General features: G+C 54.6%; 16 protein-coding genes. 10 read left to right on the top strand and 6 right to left on the bottom strand.

Annotation, left to right across the window (positions count from 1 at the left end):
* Nucleotides 1–102 precede the first annotated feature (102 nt).
* Together VN12_RS02965 and VN12_RS02960 are read left to right on the top strand one after the other, a co-directional pair.
* Complete coding sequence (locus tag VN12_RS02965; protein WP_146675429.1) at nucleotides 103–795, top strand: hypothetical protein; 693 nt, start codon at nucleotides 103–105, stop codon at nucleotides 793–795.
* A 6-nt stretch (nucleotides 796–801) separates the two neighbouring features.
* The gene (locus tag VN12_RS02960) at nucleotides 802–1,122 is read left to right on the top strand and encodes a hypothetical protein (protein WP_146675428.1); all 321 of its coding nucleotides are present in this window, start codon (nucleotides 802–804) and stop codon (nucleotides 1,120–1,122) included.
* 149 nt (nucleotides 1,123–1,271) lie between these two features.
* Here the strand turns inward: VN12_RS02960 and VN12_RS02955 are convergent, their stop codons facing one another.
* Nucleotides 1,272–1,739, bottom strand: coding sequence for a YkgJ family cysteine cluster protein (locus VN12_RS02955; protein WP_146675427.1), 468 nt, complete (start codon nucleotides 1,737–1,739; stop codon nucleotides 1,272–1,274).
* A gap of 215 nt (nucleotides 1,740–1,954) precedes the next feature.
* Between VN12_RS02955 and VN12_RS02950 the strand changes: the two genes are divergently transcribed.
* On the top strand, nucleotides 1,955–5,680 hold the full coding sequence (locus tag VN12_RS02950) for a preprotein translocase subunit SecA (protein WP_146675426.1): 3,726 nt from the start codon (nucleotides 1,955–1,957) through the stop codon (nucleotides 5,678–5,680).
* Here VN12_RS02950 and VN12_RS02945 read toward each other — a convergent pair.
* From VN12_RS02945 to VN12_RS02925, 5 genes are all read right to left on the bottom strand, one after another.
* On the bottom strand, nucleotides 5,677–6,705 hold the full coding sequence (locus VN12_RS02945; protein WP_168164179.1) for a glycosyltransferase family 10 domain-containing protein: 1,029 nt from the start codon (nucleotides 6,703–6,705) through the stop codon (nucleotides 5,677–5,679). The genes VN12_RS02950 and VN12_RS02945 overlap by 4 nt on opposite strands.
* 56 nt (nucleotides 6,706–6,761) lie before the next feature.
* Nucleotides 6,762–7,667: an alpha-1,2-fucosyltransferase gene (locus tag VN12_RS02940; protein ID WP_146675424.1), complete on the bottom strand. Its 906-nt coding sequence runs from the start codon at nucleotides 7,665–7,667 to the stop codon at nucleotides 6,762–6,764.
* Nucleotides 7,664–8,461, bottom strand: coding sequence for a glycosyltransferase family 25 protein (locus VN12_RS02935; protein WP_146675423.1), 798 nt, complete (start codon nucleotides 8,459–8,461; stop codon nucleotides 7,664–7,666). The genes VN12_RS02940 and VN12_RS02935 overlap by 4 nt, the downstream gene beginning before the upstream one ends.
* Nucleotides 8,458–9,522 (bottom strand): glycosyltransferase family 4 protein, encoded by a 1,065-nt coding sequence (locus VN12_RS02930; RefSeq protein ID WP_146675422.1) that lies wholly within the window; start codon nucleotides 9,520–9,522, stop codon nucleotides 8,458–8,460. The genes VN12_RS02935 and VN12_RS02930 overlap by 4 nt, the downstream gene beginning before the upstream one ends.
* 81 nt (nucleotides 9,523–9,603) lie before the next feature.
* A complete protein-coding gene (locus tag VN12_RS02925) occupies nucleotides 9,604–10,725 on the bottom strand; it encodes a hypothetical protein (RefSeq protein ID WP_205855176.1) in 1,122 nt (373 codons plus the stop codon).
* Between the two features lie 646 nt (nucleotides 10,726–11,371).
* On the opposite strand from VN12_RS02925, the gene metK reads away from it, so the two are divergent.
* The 7 genes from metK to VN12_RS26695 all read left to right on the top strand — a co-directional run bounded on the left by metK (nucleotide 11,372) and on the right by VN12_RS26695 (nucleotide 18,165).
* Nucleotides 11,372–12,538, top strand: a complete 1,167-nt coding sequence (metK, locus tag VN12_RS02920) for a methionine adenosyltransferase (RefSeq protein ID WP_205855175.1) — start codon at nucleotides 11,372–11,374, stop codon at nucleotides 12,536–12,538.
* 163 nt (nucleotides 12,539–12,701) lie between these two features.
* The gene (locus VN12_RS02915) at nucleotides 12,702–13,709 is read left to right on the top strand and encodes a lysylphosphatidylglycerol synthase transmembrane domain-containing protein (RefSeq protein ID WP_146675419.1); all 1,008 of its coding nucleotides are present in this window, start codon (nucleotides 12,702–12,704) and stop codon (nucleotides 13,707–13,709) included.
* A 143-nt stretch (nucleotides 13,710–13,852) separates the two neighbouring features.
* On the top strand, nucleotides 13,853–14,521 hold the full coding sequence (locus VN12_RS02910; RefSeq protein ID WP_146675418.1) for an FHA domain-containing protein: 669 nt from the start codon (nucleotides 13,853–13,855) through the stop codon (nucleotides 14,519–14,521).
* A 2-nt stretch (nucleotides 14,522–14,523) separates the two neighbouring features.
* Nucleotides 14,524–15,387, top strand: coding sequence for a diaminopimelate epimerase (gene dapF, locus VN12_RS02905; RefSeq protein ID WP_240491308.1), 864 nt, complete (start codon nucleotides 14,524–14,526; stop codon nucleotides 15,385–15,387).
* Complete coding sequence (locus VN12_RS02900) at nucleotides 15,369–16,121, top strand: lysophospholipid acyltransferase family protein (RefSeq protein WP_146675417.1); 753 nt, start codon at nucleotides 15,369–15,371, stop codon at nucleotides 16,119–16,121. Before dapF ends, VN12_RS02900 begins: the two co-directional genes overlap by 19 nt.
* Complete coding sequence (gene xseA / locus VN12_RS02895; protein ID WP_146675416.1) at nucleotides 16,118–17,440, top strand: exodeoxyribonuclease VII large subunit; 1,323 nt, start codon at nucleotides 16,118–16,120, stop codon at nucleotides 17,438–17,440. Before VN12_RS02900 ends, xseA begins: the two co-directional genes overlap by 4 nt.
* 116 nt (nucleotides 17,441–17,556) lie before the next feature.
* The gene (locus tag VN12_RS26695) at nucleotides 17,557–18,165 is read left to right on the top strand and encodes a response regulator transcription factor (protein ID WP_315850184.1); all 609 of its coding nucleotides are present in this window, start codon (nucleotides 17,557–17,559) and stop codon (nucleotides 18,163–18,165) included.
* Nucleotides 18,166–18,181 lie beyond the last annotated feature (16 nt).

The raw sequence follows: 18,181 nt of genomic DNA, 5'->3' as shown, positions 1-18,181 counted from the left end.
AAGCAAGGGAGGGAGAGTCCGTTCGTCCAATCCCATTGTAGTTGGAATGGCACCAAGTCTCCACCTGCATGTATGATCGGAGTTACTTTCAAGGACCCATGCATGATCGCTAAACGACAAGCCCCCAACCAGCTTTCCAAATTCAACCCACGGAACTCCAAACGAGCCCTCGGTCCGGTTTGGCTGATCGGAATGGTCCTTCTCCTAGCGCTCTACAGCCTGGCCCAACCGTGGCTCAACCGACAATTTGGTTGGGAATTACCTGCGATCTTGGTCGCGGAATCGGACTCAGACTCGGAAGGAGGCGACGGTCCCACTCTACCGCCACGCACCGACAAAATGTCGGGACCGCAAGATGCCACCACAAAAGCGACCGAACCTTCCCCTGATTCATCGGCCTCCTCGCCGGACGGGTTTCTCGAGAAGATTGCAGACCAAACCTTTCGCTCTCCCGCGGGGTTGCTCTACAAACGAGGATCGGCCGAAGGCCATCGATTAAAACACCTTGAACGGCATCTTCGCGATATCCCCGATCGACCGGGCCCACACGGGGTCTTTCGAGGCTCGATGTCCGAATTCCTGCAAACCATCGACAGCGCCTACGTGCGAGCGCAGAAAAAAGAGCCGGGGACTTCGAAATCAAAGGACACTGGAAGGACCATTCTCGAGGTCCCATTCCCTCGCGATATCGGTTTCCTAGGAGGACAAGAAGGGAAAAGGAAATCCAATCCACCTTTGAGAAAGCTCAAAATCGTCTTGGAGGACGATTCCGTCATCTCCGCCTACCCGTTCTAAAGAACCATGACGACCTCGAAATTGCTCTACATTTGCCCGTGCCCGATCTGCGAACAAGGTCTATTGCGACCGAGGATTTGCACGTCCGATTCGAATCCGCCTGAATCGGTCGCGGCTGTCCTGTGCGACGAGTGCGACGCGGTTTGGTCAACTCCGTCTCTCCACGAGCGTATTCTCACCAAAAACGAGGGGGAACCGGCCTGCCCTCGATGCAAAAAATCTCTTTGGGGCCCCCAAACCCACTGGGCCACTTTGGAAGAAATCTACCTGCTCGGCTGGTATAACCACATTCAAGTGGCAGTGATGGAGACGAGCGATGGAGACTGAGGCCGAGTTGGAAGCCCACGAATCGTTTCGAAGCTTTATCCCGGTTGGAAATAATCCCTCGTAGGAATTCTACCCCCCTACTTTGATATCCCCTTTCGTACGGTGACATTCCATTCTGTAAAGCCCAGTCCCCTCCGGCCCGATCCAATCTAAACTGCACGCTCCGGGGCGTCAGAGGCTTTTTCGCCCTTCTTCTCCCCATCGATCACCGACCGAATCTCGTCGAGGCTGTACAGACGGCCTCGATTGCAGCCTGGGCAATTTCTAGAGATTTCTTTCCAGTCTTTGGGAGTGGCAACGTTCGAATCCCAGAATGGCCAAGTCCGGCATTGCACCGGTCTCGAATCGTACACGGAGCAACGCCGCGTCTCAGGCTCTAGAAAGATACAGTCGCCGTCGGAATACTCGACCAAACTTACGCGAGCTCCAATACGCCGCGTGAATTTCCGCTCAAATCCATCGAGGTCCTCGTCCATGCCCACGGCTTTTGCGATTGCCGCAACCTCGCTCTCGGTGACCCACACATAGCCCGTTCCCGGACCGCTGCAGCAATTGCCACATTGCGTGCACTCGAAAGCAAGACCATTTTGGTACCAATAGGAATCCGACGTGTCCATTGCGACTGGGGGTCCGAAGGAGCGGGGAGAACAAATGCTTGAATTGACGCAAGTCTACCGAATCGATACGCTCCCCGCGACCAAACTCGGAAAATCCGTAGAATAGGTCCATGGACGTCGCCTGCGCCAATCCGGCAACCGGCGATTCACGGGGCTAAGTACGACTCCTCCTGCGGTTTCCGCCGCACTTTGTTTCTCTAAGATCTGTCCGCAAAATGCAACTGCTCGAAAAAATCTGGGAAGGGACTTCCAATGCCGTCAACGGAGTATTGGGAGGACTGGATCGAGGCCTGACGGTTTTCTTTGGATCCGCTAACTCCAGACAGATCAAGCGATTCAATGAGCTCGCCAAACTCATTGGCGAACTTGAGCCAAAAATGAGCGCCCTCAGCGATGAGGAACTCCGAGAGCAGACGGTTAAATTTCGCAAGCGTCTAGCCGACGGGGAGACCTTGGAAGACATCCTCGTGGAAGCGTTTGCAACATGCCGTGAAGCGGGCCGACGATTCCTCAAAATGCGTCATTACGACGTGCAGCTCATCGGAGGAATGGTTCTTCATGGTGGGAATATCGCCGAAATGATCACCGGGGAAGGAAAGACGCTCGTTGCGACACTTCCTGCCTACCTCAACGCATTGGAAGGAAAGGGCGTCCATGTCGTTACCGTCAACGACTACTTGGCACGACGGGATATGGAGTGGATGGCCCCTCTTTATATGGGGCTTGGACTCACCGTCGGTAGCATCCAGAGCGGAATGTCCAATTCGCAACGGCAGCAGTCCTATGCAGCGGACATTACCTACGCTACCAACAACGAATTGGGATTCGATTATTTGCGCGACAACATGCGCATGGCCTCGCGCGGCGATCATCGGTTCCCACCCGAACAGCAACAGGTCCAAGGTCCCTTGAACTACGCGGTCATCGACGAAGTTGACAACATCCTAATCGATGAAGCTCGAACGCCGCTCATCATCTCCGGTAGCGCGGCACGAGATATGGGGAAATATGCGGACGCCGATAAAGTCGCTCGCGCGCTAAAGAGAGAGGATCATTTCGTTGTCAACGAAAAAGATCACACGGTGAATTTGACCGATGCAGGGATTCGAGAAGCCGAGAATTTGGCCGGCGTCGAAAGCTTCTACACGGTCGGAAACATGGAGTGGCCCCACTTGTTGGATAACGCCCTCAAAGCCCACCACCTGTACAAGAAGGACGTCAACTACGTCGTCAAAGATGGCGCGATTATCATCGTTGACGAATTCACCGGCCGACTGATGGAAGGACGCCAGTGGAGCGATGGTTTGCACCAGGCGGTCGAAGCCAAAGAAGGGGTGCAAATCAAGGAGGAAACCCAAACTCTCGCAACCATCACCCTCCAGAACTTCTTCAAGCTCTATCGCAAGATCGCCGGAATGACCGGAACGGCCATGACCGAAGCGAACGAGTTCAACAAAATCTATAAGCTGGGAGTGATCGCCATCCCGTCCAACCGGGGACTGCAACGCATCGAATTCCCGGATGCCATTTATCTTTCCGAACAAGAAAAATTCAATGCCGTCGCGGACGAAGTCGAACGGGTTCATAAGTTCGATACGATCCGATATCTCGACCGGAGCAAGGGAGCTCTGGTAGGAACGATTCAATCGGAAAGCGATGCTGAAGTCGCTATCAAAAAATCGGACTCCAAGGAGTTGGTTACGGTTCCGCGTACGGAGATCAGCGAGATCGAATACTCCGGTCGCCCGATCCTCGTCGGTACCGTCTCGATTGAAAAGAGTGAAAAGCTCGCGAAATTGCTTGATCAACGAGGCGTAAAGGCGGAAGTCCTCAACGCGAAGCAACACAAACGTGAAGCGGAGATCGTTGCCCAGGCCGGACGCATGGGGGCGGTTACAATCGCGACCAACATGGCTGGACGCGGTACCGACATTATTCTCGGTGGAAATCCCGAAACCATGGCTTGGGCGCAGCTTCAAGACCGTTACCCAACCCGATTGGAAGTCCCCAAGGAGGAATGGGAATCGCTGGTCCACGAAATCGAACAGCGCGAACATATGAAAGCCCAAGGGGAACAAGTTCGCAAAAAGGGTGGTCTCTACGTCGTCGGAACCGAACGTCACGAATCCCGACGCATCGATCTGCAGCTTCGAGGTCGTTGCGGCCGCCAGGGTGACCCGGGTTCCAGCCGCTTCTATTTGTCGCTCGAAGACGATTTGATGCGTATCTTCGCCGGCGAATGGGTTCGCGAATGGATGAAACGAATGGGCATGGGTGATGGAGAGGCCATCGAAAGCCCATATGTTTCGAAACGAATCTCGGGAGCCCAGAAGAAGGTCGAAGAGCGAAACTTCGAAGCTCGAAAGAGCTTGCTCGAATACGACGAAGTCATGGATTACCAACGCAAAAGGGTATATGGCTATCGGCAGGAGATCTTGGACGGAACCAGTTGCCGCGATTTGGTGATGAACCAGCTCCGCGAGCAGATTCACAGCAATGTCGAACAATACTGCGATCCTCTCTTCGGTGCGGAGTCCTATGCCAAATGGGCCGGCGCACGACTCGGCGTTCAGCTCGATCCCAAAGACTTCCGAGGAGTTGAACCGAACACCGCCGTGCTGTACGCGAAGGATCAGACGGAACGAGCCGCCGAGACGCAAATTCTTGATGCCATTGATGAAAACCTTCCTCTCGAAACGGAACAGTCCGAGTGGAATTGGGAAGCGATGACCAAATGGGTCAATGCGAGGTTCAACACGACCTACACTGTGAGCTCGCTGAAGAAAATCGATCGCGATCGCATGGACGAAGAGTTGATTGAGAGCGCGACCAAATACATCGAATCGATCGATCTCTCGGAAGGCGAAGTATTTCTCACCGATGATTTCGGATTGAAATCCCTCGCGGGATGGATGGCTAATAAGTTTGGTATTCCAGTCAACGTCGATGAACTCAAAGGTCAAGAGCCTGAGCAGATCGCCAAAAAGCTGCTCAAACTCGCAGAAGACACCTATAGCGAACGAGAAAGCCAGTTCCCGGTTCTGATGGCCTTCCGTCGCTTCAGCAGCATGACGGCCCCCGATTCGTATTCGATCGATGGTGCCGCCGTGGCAAACTGGGCTATGGCTCGTTTCGAAGATCCCAACGCAGGCGAAACACTCACCGAGGATCCCAATCAATCCTTTGAAGCCTTGGTGGCCATTTCGAAGAAGTCGGTCGAAAAAGGACTTGCGCTTCGCCAAGTCGTCGCCGAAAAAGCGAATGCGTTGTTCGGCCGAGATGAATCCAAGAGTTTGAAGTCTCTGTTCCAACGCAACCAAGCCGAAATCGACAAAGTTGCGGATTGGGCTCGCCAAGCCCTGCGTTGGTCCGGGGAGTCGGAATCGATGCGCGATTGGACACGCAAAGAGTTCATCAACCGCATGACACAGACCATCGACGATCGATACTTCCCAGAAATCCGACGCGTCGAACGAACCGTTCTCCTAACCCAACTCGATTCCGCTTGGAAGGACCACTTGCTCGCGATGGACCATGTCCGCGCGGGCGTGAACTTCCGTAGCATGGGTCAGATGGACCCCAAAGTCGAATACAAACGGGAAGGGATGCGGCTCTTCGATCAAATGTGGCTTTCGATCGGCGAGAGAATGACCGACGTCATCTTCCGAATGGAAGCGATCGATTCCGATATCGTTGCCGATGCTTGGGTGGAAACCAGCGCCCGACACGACGAGTTCGATATTCGACAAGCCCTCGCGGCTGAACAATCCGATCTGATGGCCGAAAAGGAACGGGACCTAGAACAGGCCGAACGTGCAGGTACCGAGGAGACTGCAATTCCGACCATCCGCCATCGAGGGGACCGAATCGGCCGAAACGATAACTGCCCCTGCGGTTCTGGAAAGAAGTACAAGAACTGTTGTATGCGGAAACAGGTCTAGTCCCGAGTCGGCGACGGGGCGACTCGCGGACTGCGAGTCGTCCATTTGTGATAAACCCTCGTTAACTCTCGCCACCACCGCTCACGTCCCTTCGGGGACGCCTGCGGTTGCATCCAGTCTGGGGTGTCAAGATTTGGAACTCCCGCAGATTCCCCAAGCGTAATGATCGCATCTCGCAAGACTGCGAAAAACGAGTGGTCGTGCAAAACGCGCTCTCGGGCCTCGCGAAGTGCATGAATGTGCCTGGGGTACGGATCGCTATCGAGCCATTCCGCTATTCGTTCAGCAATATTCTCTAACGCAATCGATAGCTTGGGTTCAGCCAGCCTCTCGTCCAACTCGATGCGATACATCGATTCCGGAGCAAACCACCGCTCGATGTTGGTGCACCCCAAATAGATAGGAAATGCCCCTCCCAAATAAGCGTCCGAAAGCTTCTCACTCCAGTAATTCGGCTCGGTGCTGTTTTCAAGCGAGAGATGATATTGATAAGGAGCGATTGCGTCCCGTTTGTCTGCAACCTCTCGAATGCCCTTTCCAAAAACTTGCAATCGCTCACCTAGTCGCTGCTGAAGGATCCTCACCAGCTGCAGTCGAATCCGATGTCCCCGGTGAAACGACTTGTTGGAGACGACGACCGATATATCCGGTCTCTTTTGTATCGACTCCATCTTTTGAAGCTGAGCAAAATCTAGCCATCGATTTTCCGATCGGTTCCAGCCGAAAAACCAAGGCAATCCTGGTTGCGAAACGATCGTTGTCCCTTGAAACCCCGGTACATGGAAAGGAGACACCAGAATGCCGAATTGGTTGAGAAATCGCAAATCGATTCGAGCCAGCGAGGAGGGTTCCCCCATCAGCATGATTCGACGATGCTTAGGAATGAGAGTTGATTCTCGCTCGCGAAATGGCTCGTGGCACACTAACCAATCGCTCACGTTCGGGCGGATGGTTTGGCGAAACGTTTCGAGATGATGATCGCGGATCACGTTCGGACTTGGACATGTCCTCGTGTAGAGCGTCATCGGTGACCTGGATTGGGCTACCCAAATACGAAATGAAGGTTCGGACTCGCTGCTATTCAATCCAATCGGACCCAAGTCGGAGGAACAATACTGTCGTCGACGCGCGGGCGGCCATGATACCATACTCTGGGTGCGACTACGAGTTGATGTGGATGGAACGCTAACCATGCCCCCCACCAACTGAAGGTACTGTTGGCCAGAACATGATGTTGGCAACAAGACATAAGTCGCAGGTCCTCGACCGGGGAATCCGTGTTGTGCCGAATCACCGTTTTGGGGATCGGAATATCAAGATTGTTCTGGACCCAGTCAGGGTCGTCTGAGAACACAAAGGCCTGAACATGCTCCTGTCCCAATTGTTCGACGAGGTAAGCGATCGCGCGTCGATAGTAGTCTAATGAGCAAGTCGCGTAGATTGCACGATTCTTCGGATTGGTGACGTAGTCTCCACGGCGAACATGAATGGCAATCGACTTGCTTGATCGAATACGCTCGCGAGCAGGCTCGTTCTCCATCGAGGGCTTCTCGCGGAAGCTAAAGAGCCTTCGAATCTCGTCCCCACACCACGCGAAGTACTGCTGGGACTGCCAGAATCCATGAAGATAAATGGATCTAGGTTCCGAGGATGACAAACGATTCAGAACGTCGTGGTAGGCGAGTTCCTTTTCCCGCACATAAAGGACACGCGACCGATTGCGAATTGTCCAAAGCAGGAAGGAGAGGCTGCCGCGTTTCAGAGGTGGTAAAGCGGTAGCGGTATGACTGGGGGTCAGTTCCGCCGAATGGGGGAGGATCGGTGCATCGAATTGAAATGAATTCAGCCCTAGGTTTCGGGAAGCATCTAGCTGGAGGGGCCGAGCATCGCACAGGAGAGGTTGGTTCAAACGACGAGCCAGGGCGACGCCCGCCGCTGCTTGAAACATCTGATTCCCCAGTCCGCCGCTTAATCGAGAGATAATCATGCTGCGCGAGAGCAAGGTGCAATAGTTCTCTCGCCTTCCCGCTTCGCCATACCACGAGATTTCGCGCGAATGCGTTGGCGATACCAGGGTCTTAGGAATTCGCGTCGCAATCGATTCCAATGAATACCGTGTGACGTGTGTCCGATGGTGTTCGTACCAAGTTGTTCGGAAACCTCGCAGACGAAGGAGGGTTCAACGATCCGCATTCGGACTCCTGTTTCCCATACCATCTGTAAAAATGTATCGACAGGGCGATCGAATACGCGCGTGGCGTCCAACAAATGGAATGCGGCGTCGCGGGTGACCAATTGAGCGGTCGTTCGAAGTGGCACGACTGTTGGCTGCACCAACTGGCGTCGATACCCATCCTTGCCAATTCGCTCGATGCAAACTGGATGAGGGCCCGTCTCACGAACCTGCAATTGAATATAGTCCCCTTGCTCCGCATGCACTCTGGCGAACTCAAGCGTACCGTCAAACTGTGGCTGTTCCAATTCGATATCGTCTTCCAAGATCAATGCTGCGTCTAAACCATCACGCAATATTCGCAACCAAGCTTTGCGGTGACTTAGAAAGCACCCTATTTCCCCTCTTCGTAACGAGAAGGGATACATAGGTCGGAAACGCCTGGGTTGATAAACCGCCTCGACTTCCTCCTTCGAAAGCGCAGCACCGTCCACGGCTTCGAGGATTTCGATCGGCCAAGTGGAGGATTTAACAATTCGATTGACTTGAGGGAGGCGATGGACAGCTCTCGGTAATGAGATGACAAAGGCCTTTGTCTTTTCGATCATGGGAATACCTCACCTTTCCAAAGTCGTTCGTAGACGTCCGCATATCCTAAGACTTCTGTGTCGATCGATAAGCGAGAGGTTGCCACGTCGCGCGCGTAGATGCCCATTCGGTGCATCTGATCTGTATCGCGGGTAACTTGGAGGATCGCGTTGGTCAACCCGTCGATATCGTCGATCGAGACGACGTAGCCATTCTTACCGTCGTCGATGATTTGACGGTAAACACCGGTGTCGGTAGCTACGACCGGCACTCCGCTTGCCATCGCTTCCAATGGTGTCATTCCGTAACCCTCGTAGCGAGGCGACGCGACGAGCAGCGACAGGGATCGCATGATTTCAGGGAGTCGATCCCGCGGTTGTTCACCCAAAAACAGAACGCGATTCTTCAATTCGGCCATCTCCAACCGTCGCTTAAGTTGCTGCTCAAAGGACGCATCCGATGGCATCGCTCGCCCCACGATCACCCCCGTAAAATCAGGGCGCTGGGTCAGTACACGGCACATAGCCTCCACAAAGCAGTCGGTCCCTTTTTCATGCCGAATGCGTCCGACTATCCCTATGCCAGACGAGCCGGGCAGTCCTAGATTCTTCCAAGCGATGGACCGATCGGGTGCAGGATAAAAACGCGTGGTGTCGACTCCATGCGGAACCACACTTGCCAAGTGCGGGACATACGACGCCGCTTGGGCTGTGGTCGCGACGACTGCATCCATCCTGGAAATCAACTCGCGAGGCACTCGTGAATGGCGACGTTGGGCGGCAGATGTAAACACGATGCGGATCGGGAGCCTCAAATGATCTCTCGCAAAGATCACGATCGCCATCTCTAGATTCCGGCGCACATGCCATATCGAGAAGGGCCGATTGGGAGGCGGACGCCGAGAAAGCAACAATGCCGAATGCAAGCTCAACACCTGCGGCGCCGATGGAAGAGGCCTCCCCACGAGACGCGTCGAAAAGTAGCGATGCATACCGCACAGCACCGCGTCTGCGGTTGCGGATACTCCTGTAAATCTTCGGTGAAAGTTCGTGACGAGAACTTCCGGAGCTGCGTTTGGCATCGGGATGGTCAGAGGCTTCGGCGGTAAAAGGGCAGTCTAGCCCCTTCATTCGCCCCGGAACAATACCAACCCCCCGTAGGCTTACTTGTGATTGTCAACCTTGGAATTGCTAGCGTTGTTGCCTTTGGCCGCTCGCATCGCACTTTCCGAATAATGAAGCAGACTTTCCAACAAATAACCTCCATCCCGATCTTCGCGTTCTGCGAAGTGTTCTATCCATAGTCTCTGATCCTCTGGCCTCCATTCAGACCAAGAAACAAAGGGAGCATCGGGAATCAAACCGAGCGCCTCGATCGGGGTTAGCGACGCGCGATAGACCTGAAGCGATTCGACTGCGCTCCCGCTGATGGAAAGCTTCCAATCGACCTGACTTTCCCAAGACCCCTGCGCTCCGTCGGTGAACTCCCAGGGGGCAGGGCTTTCCAGCACCGATACTGCGGCACGGGCTCCATCGAGGTACACATCTAAATCCAATAGATTGGCCGTTCCGCGGTAGGTCATCACCACGTCACGGGGTTCGCGGTTCGGATGGGTGGTCGGGGAAAACGAAACGATTGCCTCCCTCACCTCTGTCTTACCGGCCGCCCCAGAGGGGAGCTTCCAGCGAATGACGCCGAAACTCCCCTGACCTAGCCATTCCATCACCCAGCTACCTGCGGATCGGTCTTCCCGCGTGAGCTCGATCTTCCACGCTCGCTGGGTCGTTCCTTCCTCGGCGAACCTTGCGTGCAGGCTGAATGGCAATCCTATCCACCCCTCCTTTGGCAAGCGGAGAGATGATGAGGACGAATGCGATGGGCCTGGCGAGTCGAGCACAAGCCATTTAGGATTAAATTCAGGAAACTGCCCCAGTTGGTCGTACCAATTTACGGTTCGTTCCTGTAGTTTGGAGTCGTCTAGGTATTGGCGAAACTCCCTACGCATCTGGTTGGCTGCCAACCGGAAGGTCTTTGAGGTCATGGGTTCTTCAGGCAACGAAAAATCCTGATCGGTTTCCGAGTCGACCGGAAGAGTGCCGAACGCAGAAGGACACCACGGGCTTCCCTCCTGATCGGTCAAGTACTGCCATGAACTCCAGACGGGCCGATTCTGTACGACCGTTCGCCGCAACAAAGCAACGCGAATCGAATCCGTGCACCCCACGGACTTACCATAAACGGGATTCAAAACATGCAGCGGAACCTGAACGTGTAGCACTTGCATGGCGGGATCCTGGCCTTCTCTCCGGACCGCCACACCTTCGATTCTCCACCTCTCCTTGACTCTCCCGTCCCTGCGTCGGATTTGGGCGTCCCATCGAGCTTGGGAGTTCCCCTCCAATCCGCTGAATTCCAAGCAATATAGAGGAGATTTTGCATCTTTGGAGAAGGCCATCACAACCCCCGACGAGGGAGGTTTTTCCTGCTCGGAGGGGCCGCCGGCAGAGGTTTTGGTCCCGCCCGATTCGTGTCCTTCGACGGTTTTCAGGGCGAATCGGATGTTCCAAATACCTTCTTCGCAGTCGCATTCGATTCGCGTCGAGCTTTGGCTATCCCGCCAGGGATCGCAGAAGCGGGTTATGATCGTTTTCGCGAAAGCCAGTTCGCTCCCGGCCAACCAAGCGAGGAACGCTATAACGGGAAGGGACCCTCTCCAACTCGCTCTGTCCCTCGCTCTCGGTCCTCTCGTCGGTGAAACGTGCATTTTCGCCAGCTCCCGGTTTGGGCCCATGTAGGCAGATAGGACCATGAATGCCATCATTATATCCCCGCGTCGCCCGTTTGGGACCTTCAAGGAACCCAAGACTCGGGTTACACTACCATCTCTCAACAATCCCTGTTTCCTAATTTCCCTACTCGGGAGGTCGTTCGTGGCTTCGGGCAAGTATATTTTTACAAGTGAATCTGTATCGATGGGTCACCCTGACAAGTTGGCGGATCGAATTTCCGACAGCGTGTTGGACGCACTGCTCGCCCAGGACCCGATGAGCCGTGTTGCTTGCGAGACCGTCGTCACCACCGGTCTGGCTTTGATCGTCGGCGAAATTACGACCAAAGCGATTGTCGATTATGCGGACGTCGTTCGCAAAGCGATTCTCGATGTCGGTTACGACGATGACGAGTCCGGCATTTCGGGTCGGACCTGCAACGTGATGGTTGCGCTCGACAAACAAAGTCCCGACATCGCTATGGGTGTCGACTCTTCCGACGCAAAGGATATCGGCGCAGGCGACCAAGGTCTCATGTTCGGATATGCGTGCAATGACACCCCCGAAATGATGCCCCTTCCGATCGCGTTGGCCCACCGCATTACAAACCGGCTCACCGAAGCTCGATTCAACAACGAAGTCGACTGGCTTCGGCCTGATTCGAAGAGCCAAGTCTCGGTGGTATACGATGGCTTCAAGCCAATCGGTATCAACAATGTCGTCGTTTCGACCCAACACGCTCCGCATGTCTCTCAAGAAGAGATTAAGAACTTCGTCATTGAAAAGGTGATCAAGCCCTGCTTGCCAAAGGAATTGGTCTCGGACAGCATTGTTTACCACATCAATCCAACTGGCAAGTTTGTTGTGGGTGGGCCTCATGGTGACAGCGGTCTGACCGGTCGTAAGATCATCGTCGATACGTACGGAGGATGGGGACGCCACGGTGGTGGAGCGTTCAGCGGAAAGGATCCGACCAAGGTGGATCGTAGCGCTGCGTACATGGCTCGGCATGTTGCGAAGAACATCGTCGCATCAGGCGTTGCCGATCGCTGCGAAGTGCAAGTCGCGTATGCAATCGGCGTTAGCAAGCCGGTCAGCGTCCGTGTGGATACCCAAGGCTCGGGCAAGGTCTCGGACGAAAAGATTTGTGAAGTCGTTCAATCCTTCTTTGATCTGACCCCTCGCGGCATCATCGAGTACTTGGACCTTCGTCGCCCAATCTATTCGAAGACTTCTTCGGGTGGACACTTCGGTCGCAATGAGCCCGAGTTCACTTGGGAAAAGACCGACAATGCGGCGAAACTGGGTGCTGCGATCCTCGGTAAATAGTTGGCGATCGTTTGTCGCCCTTAGGTTGGCCGAGCTAGCGAGTCCGTTGACTCGCTAGCTTGATTCCCTAACCCCAGTGTCTGTGAGGGATCTCCGAGCGGCGATTTGGCCAGCGCTGCGAATCCGCCTCACCATTCTCCGTCACCATCCCTGCGACATATCTATGAGCAGCGCCCCTCCACGGGAACCGTTCGCAACGAAGCACGCGGTAGGGCGCAAATGGTTTTGGCCCTCCTTGAAGATTGCGATTTTGGGGCTTTCGGTCCTTTGGATCGTTCTTCAGTCTCGGAAAGATTGGCACGGATTTATCGAGCAGGAAAAGAACTGGTCGTATCTGGGGCTCGCTTTTTTCTTTGTTCTAACCGCTCACTTGATCAGTTATTGGCGTTGGCAGTTGCTCGTCAACGGGCTTGGGGTTCCCATCTCCACCGTCAGTGCAGTTCGGCTTGGATTCCTCGGCACGCTCCTTAATCAAGTGAGTATTGGCTCCGTAGGTGGAGATCTATTCAAAGCGATCGAGGCAGCCCAGCGCGCGAAGGATAAGAAGACCGAAGTTGTCGCCTCGGTTTTGGTCGATCGCGCGGTCGGCCTGTTGGGGCTGTTGATGGTGGCAAGCGGAGGAATGGTCATCGCCCCCTCGCTCTCTCCGCGGCTATCTGCAATCCAGTGGATCGCCTTGGTTCTAAGCGGGTTGGGATTGGGAATCTTGACCCTGGTAGGCATTTTCGGGGCACGCATTCCACTTCACTGGCTCCGCCGAATCCCTGGGGCCGGGCATACTATCTACCGACTAGCGAAGGCTTGCATGATGTTTCATGGCAGACCGCGGTTGATCGTCGAGGTCATTGGCTCCAGCCTTCTCGTTCATATTTGTTTTACGCTCGCGTGTTTCCTTATATCGAACGCATTGTTTTCGAAAGCGCCAACGGCGGCGGAACACTTCGCAGCGATTCCACCTGCCATGGCAGCCGCCACCCTCCCGATCACTCCGGGGGGCGTAGGCGTGTTGGAGATTGCGATTGCAGGGTTGTTTCGAGAACTCCCGTCGCTTCCCGATGGTTATTCTCCTTGGATCATGGCGACGACGCTCCGGCTGCTACTTATTTGTGTGTCGTTGATCGGGGCCGTTTACTATTTCTCCGGTTTTGGCAATCGCAGTGCGCCGATGTAGTATGGAGCGGTAGCCAATTTCATAAGAGTGTGGGTTTGGGAGCAAGACAGATAGGCTAAACTACACGACCTGGCCTTTACCAATTGATTTAGGGGTAGCCCCGGCACCCCAACGAAACGCATCAACTGAGACTCGAGGTGGGCATGACGAAATTGACGCTCCGGATTGTTCAAGGAGCCGATCGTGGGAAAGTCTATTCCGACCTCAAAACCCCCATCACGATCGGCCGTGAGGAGGGAAACTCGATTCAGCTCAATGACGAGCGAATCAGTCGCTTTCACTGCAAGATTCAGGAAGACAACGACCACCTCGTCCTGACAGACTTGGAAAGCACGAATGGGACTCGCGTGAACGGACAGGACTGCCAACTTCGTATCCTGCGATTTGGGGACCTGATCCATGTCGGTCGAAGCATGCTGTTGTTTGGCACCCACGAGCAGATCGCGTCGCGCGTTCAGGAAAACCAGACTTCGATTGAAGAGGCACAAAGCAAAAAGGGAGCTGCCAGCGAAGATCTCGGGGATTTCGATCTGGCTCCAGGGCTCGCAGAGTCCGTGCGAATGCTCCGAGATTTAAACCAACCCCCACAACTACCGGATCGATTAAGCCCCAGTCAAGCGGCGCAACTCGCCGAGTTGTTCGAGTACTTTCATGCCCGGCTGGGCGAAGTGATCGAAACGGTGCATATCCACGACAAGAAGCCCAAGATCGAGATCGATCTGGGGACTTGGCAACTCATGTTGCAAATGTATAGTCGTCTCGCAGAATTGATCCGGGGAATCGCGGATCCCGAATTTCGTTTACCTGGATAAGGATGATGTCGAAAACAATCGAATTTACAAAGATGCACGGTGCCGGCAACGACTACGTGTACATCAACGGATTTGACACACAGCTTCCCGATGATCTGGAGAAGCTCGCGATCGATATCTCTCATCGCCGATTCGGCGTGGGTGGCGATGGCATGATTCTGATCTTGCCTAGCGACAAGGCAGACGCGCGGATGCGCATGTTCAATGCCGATGGCAGTGAGTCGGAGATGTGCGGGAATGGTATTCGCTGTGTCGCCAAATTCGTACACGACCACGGTATCGCAAAGAAGGAACGGCTCGCCATTGAGACGGGCGCCGGAGTTCTTCAGCTTGAGCTCGACATCCAGGACGGATTAGCGGAACGCATTACCGTCGATATGGGGGAACCCCGACTCGAAGGTGCCAAGATCCCGACAACTTTGGTGCAACCCACCGAATCAGCGATCAATATTCCCCTCGAGTATCGAGGGCATAAGCTCTACGCGACCTGTGTCTCCATGGGGAACCCGCATTGCGTAATTTTCGTCCCGGAAGCGACCGATGAATTGGTCTTGGGTATCGGTCCCTTGATCGAACGAGATGATCGATTTCCCAAACGGACCAACGTCGAATTCGTCGAGGTCCTGGCACGCGGTGAAGTGCGCCAGCGAACTTGGGAGCGAGGCTCCGGCGAGACTTGGGCATGCGGGACTGGGGCGAGCGCTGTATGCGTAGCGGGTGTTTTAACTGGCCATACCGACCGCACAATTCTTAACAATCTACTTGGTGGGCAATTGATGCTCCGCTGGGATGAGGCCTCCAACCACGTCTTCATGACCGGGCCAGCGACGGAGGTATTCACCGGAAGATGGCAGGTACGCCCATAGTGAATCGATTGCGTTCCGCGATGCGAGCAATGGCGATCCGCGTTGCGGGGAATTCGATCGCGTCAGTCTTAGTCGGCTGGTCTCAAACATTGGATGCAAAGATCTTGCGCGACGATCCGTCTCTCGATCCTATTTCGGATCGCTTTACGGGCCCGGCAATCTACGTGTTTTGGCACGAATACATGTTGGTTCCTTGCTGCATGCGTCGCGACACGGGATTGGTCCTTCTGGCCAGTCGCCATCGAGACGCCGACTGGTTAATCGGACTTGCAAAAGGATTCGGATACGACGCAGTGCGCGGTTCGACGGCCAATGGGGGCGCCCAGGCGGTATTAAAGATCGTCAAGCAGCTTCGCGGTAAGAGTTTGGTGATTACGCCCGATGGACCGCTTGGCCCTCGACGCGTCGCATCCAGCGGATGTATCTACTTAGCCAGTTTGCTTGGAATTCCAATTGTCCCCCTCGGTTGCGGGTACGAGGCCCCATGGCGTTTCCAACGAGCATGGGACTGTTTTGCAATCCCGAAACCCGGCTCGAGAGTTCGATCGATCATGGGTGAGGCGATCCGAGTCCCAAAGAAGATCTCGCGCGATGAAGTCGAAGCGATGCGGGAGAAGGTGGAGTCCAGTCTCGAGGCGGCCACGCTGCAAGCGGAATCATGGGCTCAAACCGGTGAATCCATCGACGGAGAAGCCCCGTTCTTCGCCGCCTCAGCAGGAACTATTCACCTATGAGCGGATTTCTTTGGAGCGAAGACGAAGACAGCTTCTTTGGTAATGAAGAGGTCGGTGCATCCAGTCGTTCAGCCAAAGGAGCCAAAAAAGCAAAGGCGGCTCCGGGGGCTAGCTCCGACGCTCCCCTTTCCGTGACGCAGCTCAACGAGTGGGTCAAGAAGTTGGTGACCCAATCGATCCCGACCGTTTGGGTATCGGGAGAAATCGGGAACCTAGTGCAATCGTCTGCTGGGCATGTCTACTTCACATTGAAAGACGCATCGGGACAGCTAGCTGCAGTTCTCTGGCGATCGACTTGGGAAAAACTCGGCGTCGAACTTCGCGAAGGAATGGCTGTCATCGTCCAAGGTCGAATCGATGTCTACGCCCCCCGCGGAACCTACCAGATCGTCGTGCAGAAGATCGAGGAGCAAGGCATCGGAGCTTTGCAGGCTGCGTTCCGTCGTCTGTTCGCGAAGCTTCAGAAAGAGGGGCTCTTCGAAGCGGAAAACAAAAAGCCGTTGCCTCGCTTTCCTCAGCGAATCGGATTCGTAACAAGTCCATCGGGGGCGGCCATTCACGACTTTGCCCAAGTTCTTCGGCGACGATGGCCATTGGCAACGGTGATAATCATCCCAGCCAAAGTGCAAGGTGAAGGAGCGGCCGAGGAAATTGCCAAGGGAATCAAAGTGGCGGCCATGCTCAATCCCCCGTTGGATGTCCTCGTAGTTGGTCGGGGGGGAGGTTCGCTCGAAGATCTATGGGCTTTCAATGAAGAAGAAGTCGTCCGAGCCGTAGCCGCTTGCCCACTCCCAACCATATCCGCAGTGGGGCACGAGATTGATGTTACGTTGTGCGATCTCGCGGCCGATGTCCGAGCCCTTACGCCATCGGAAGCCGCCGAACGCGTCGCTCCTAGCAAGGAAGAGTTTCTGGATTATCTCGACATCACGCGAGAGAGACTTGGGTTGGCAATTCAAGCCCAATGGGAGCGATCTACCGCGAAGCTGGACGCGATGACCTCTCGCCCCGTGGTCGACGAACCACTTCGATTGCTCGAAGTACCCACGCAGCGCCTGGACGAAGTCATGCGCGATCTCGACGACACTCTCGACCGCCGAGTGGACCAAACGCAACAACAATTGGAACGCTTTGCACAAGTCCTCGAGGCGCTCAGCCCTCTAAAAACACTCGCGCGAGGCTATTCGCTCACATTGGATGCCGAATCAGGATCGGTTCAATTCGATGCGGAGAGCGTCCCAATTGGTGCTCGCATCGTCTCGGTGCTCTCCAACGGAAAACTAATGAGCACGGTGACCGAAAGAATTTCGGAAAAATGACAAGGTTTCGTTTCGATCCGTGTAGTAGCTCTTCTTCCTATCGGATGTAATAACGGAGTCGCCCGAATTCGCAGGCAATCAGTAACCTCACTTTCTCACCAATCGCGAGGCTTCTCGTGACCGAAACCCTCTACGGTCAATCCACCGTATATGTAGTCGACGACGACGAAGGTGTTCGTGCAAGCCTATGCTATCTCTTAAGCAAAGCAGGATGGCAGGTTCAAACGTTTGCCAATATAGAGTCGTTTCAGAAGTCGTTTGACCCCGATCGCATCGGCTGTTGCATCTTCGACCTTCGAATCGGCGAAGAGAATGGTATCGATCTCGCTCACTACTTGAATTCGTTGAATTCTATACAGCCTTTTATCTTTCTAACCGGCTTTGGAACAATCTCAGTTGCTGTCGAGTCCATGAAACTCGGCGCCTCGCATTTTTTGGAAAAGCCGGTGGATTCGACCACGCTCTTAACGCTGGTTCAAGAGGCTGTCTTCAACAGCTCGCAATCTGCCAACCAACGTGTTCTACGTTTCGATTTGATTGAACGTCGAAACTCTCTTTCTGTGCGCGAACGTGAAGTCATGAACCTGCTCATCGAGGGAATGCTTTCCAAGCAGATCGCAGCCAAGCTAGGAATCAGCTGCAAGACAGTTGAAGTCCACAAAACCAACCTCAAGCGGAAGCTGGGGGTGCGGTCGACAGTCGAGCTCTTGAAATACCGCGACTGATCACGAAAGCAATCGC

This window comes from Pirellula sp. SH-Sr6A, from assembly GCF_001610875.1.
GTDB lineage: Bacteria > Planctomycetota > Planctomycetia > Pirellulales > Pirellulaceae > JBKCUI01.
This window is presented reverse-complemented; position numbering and strand designations above follow the sequence as displayed.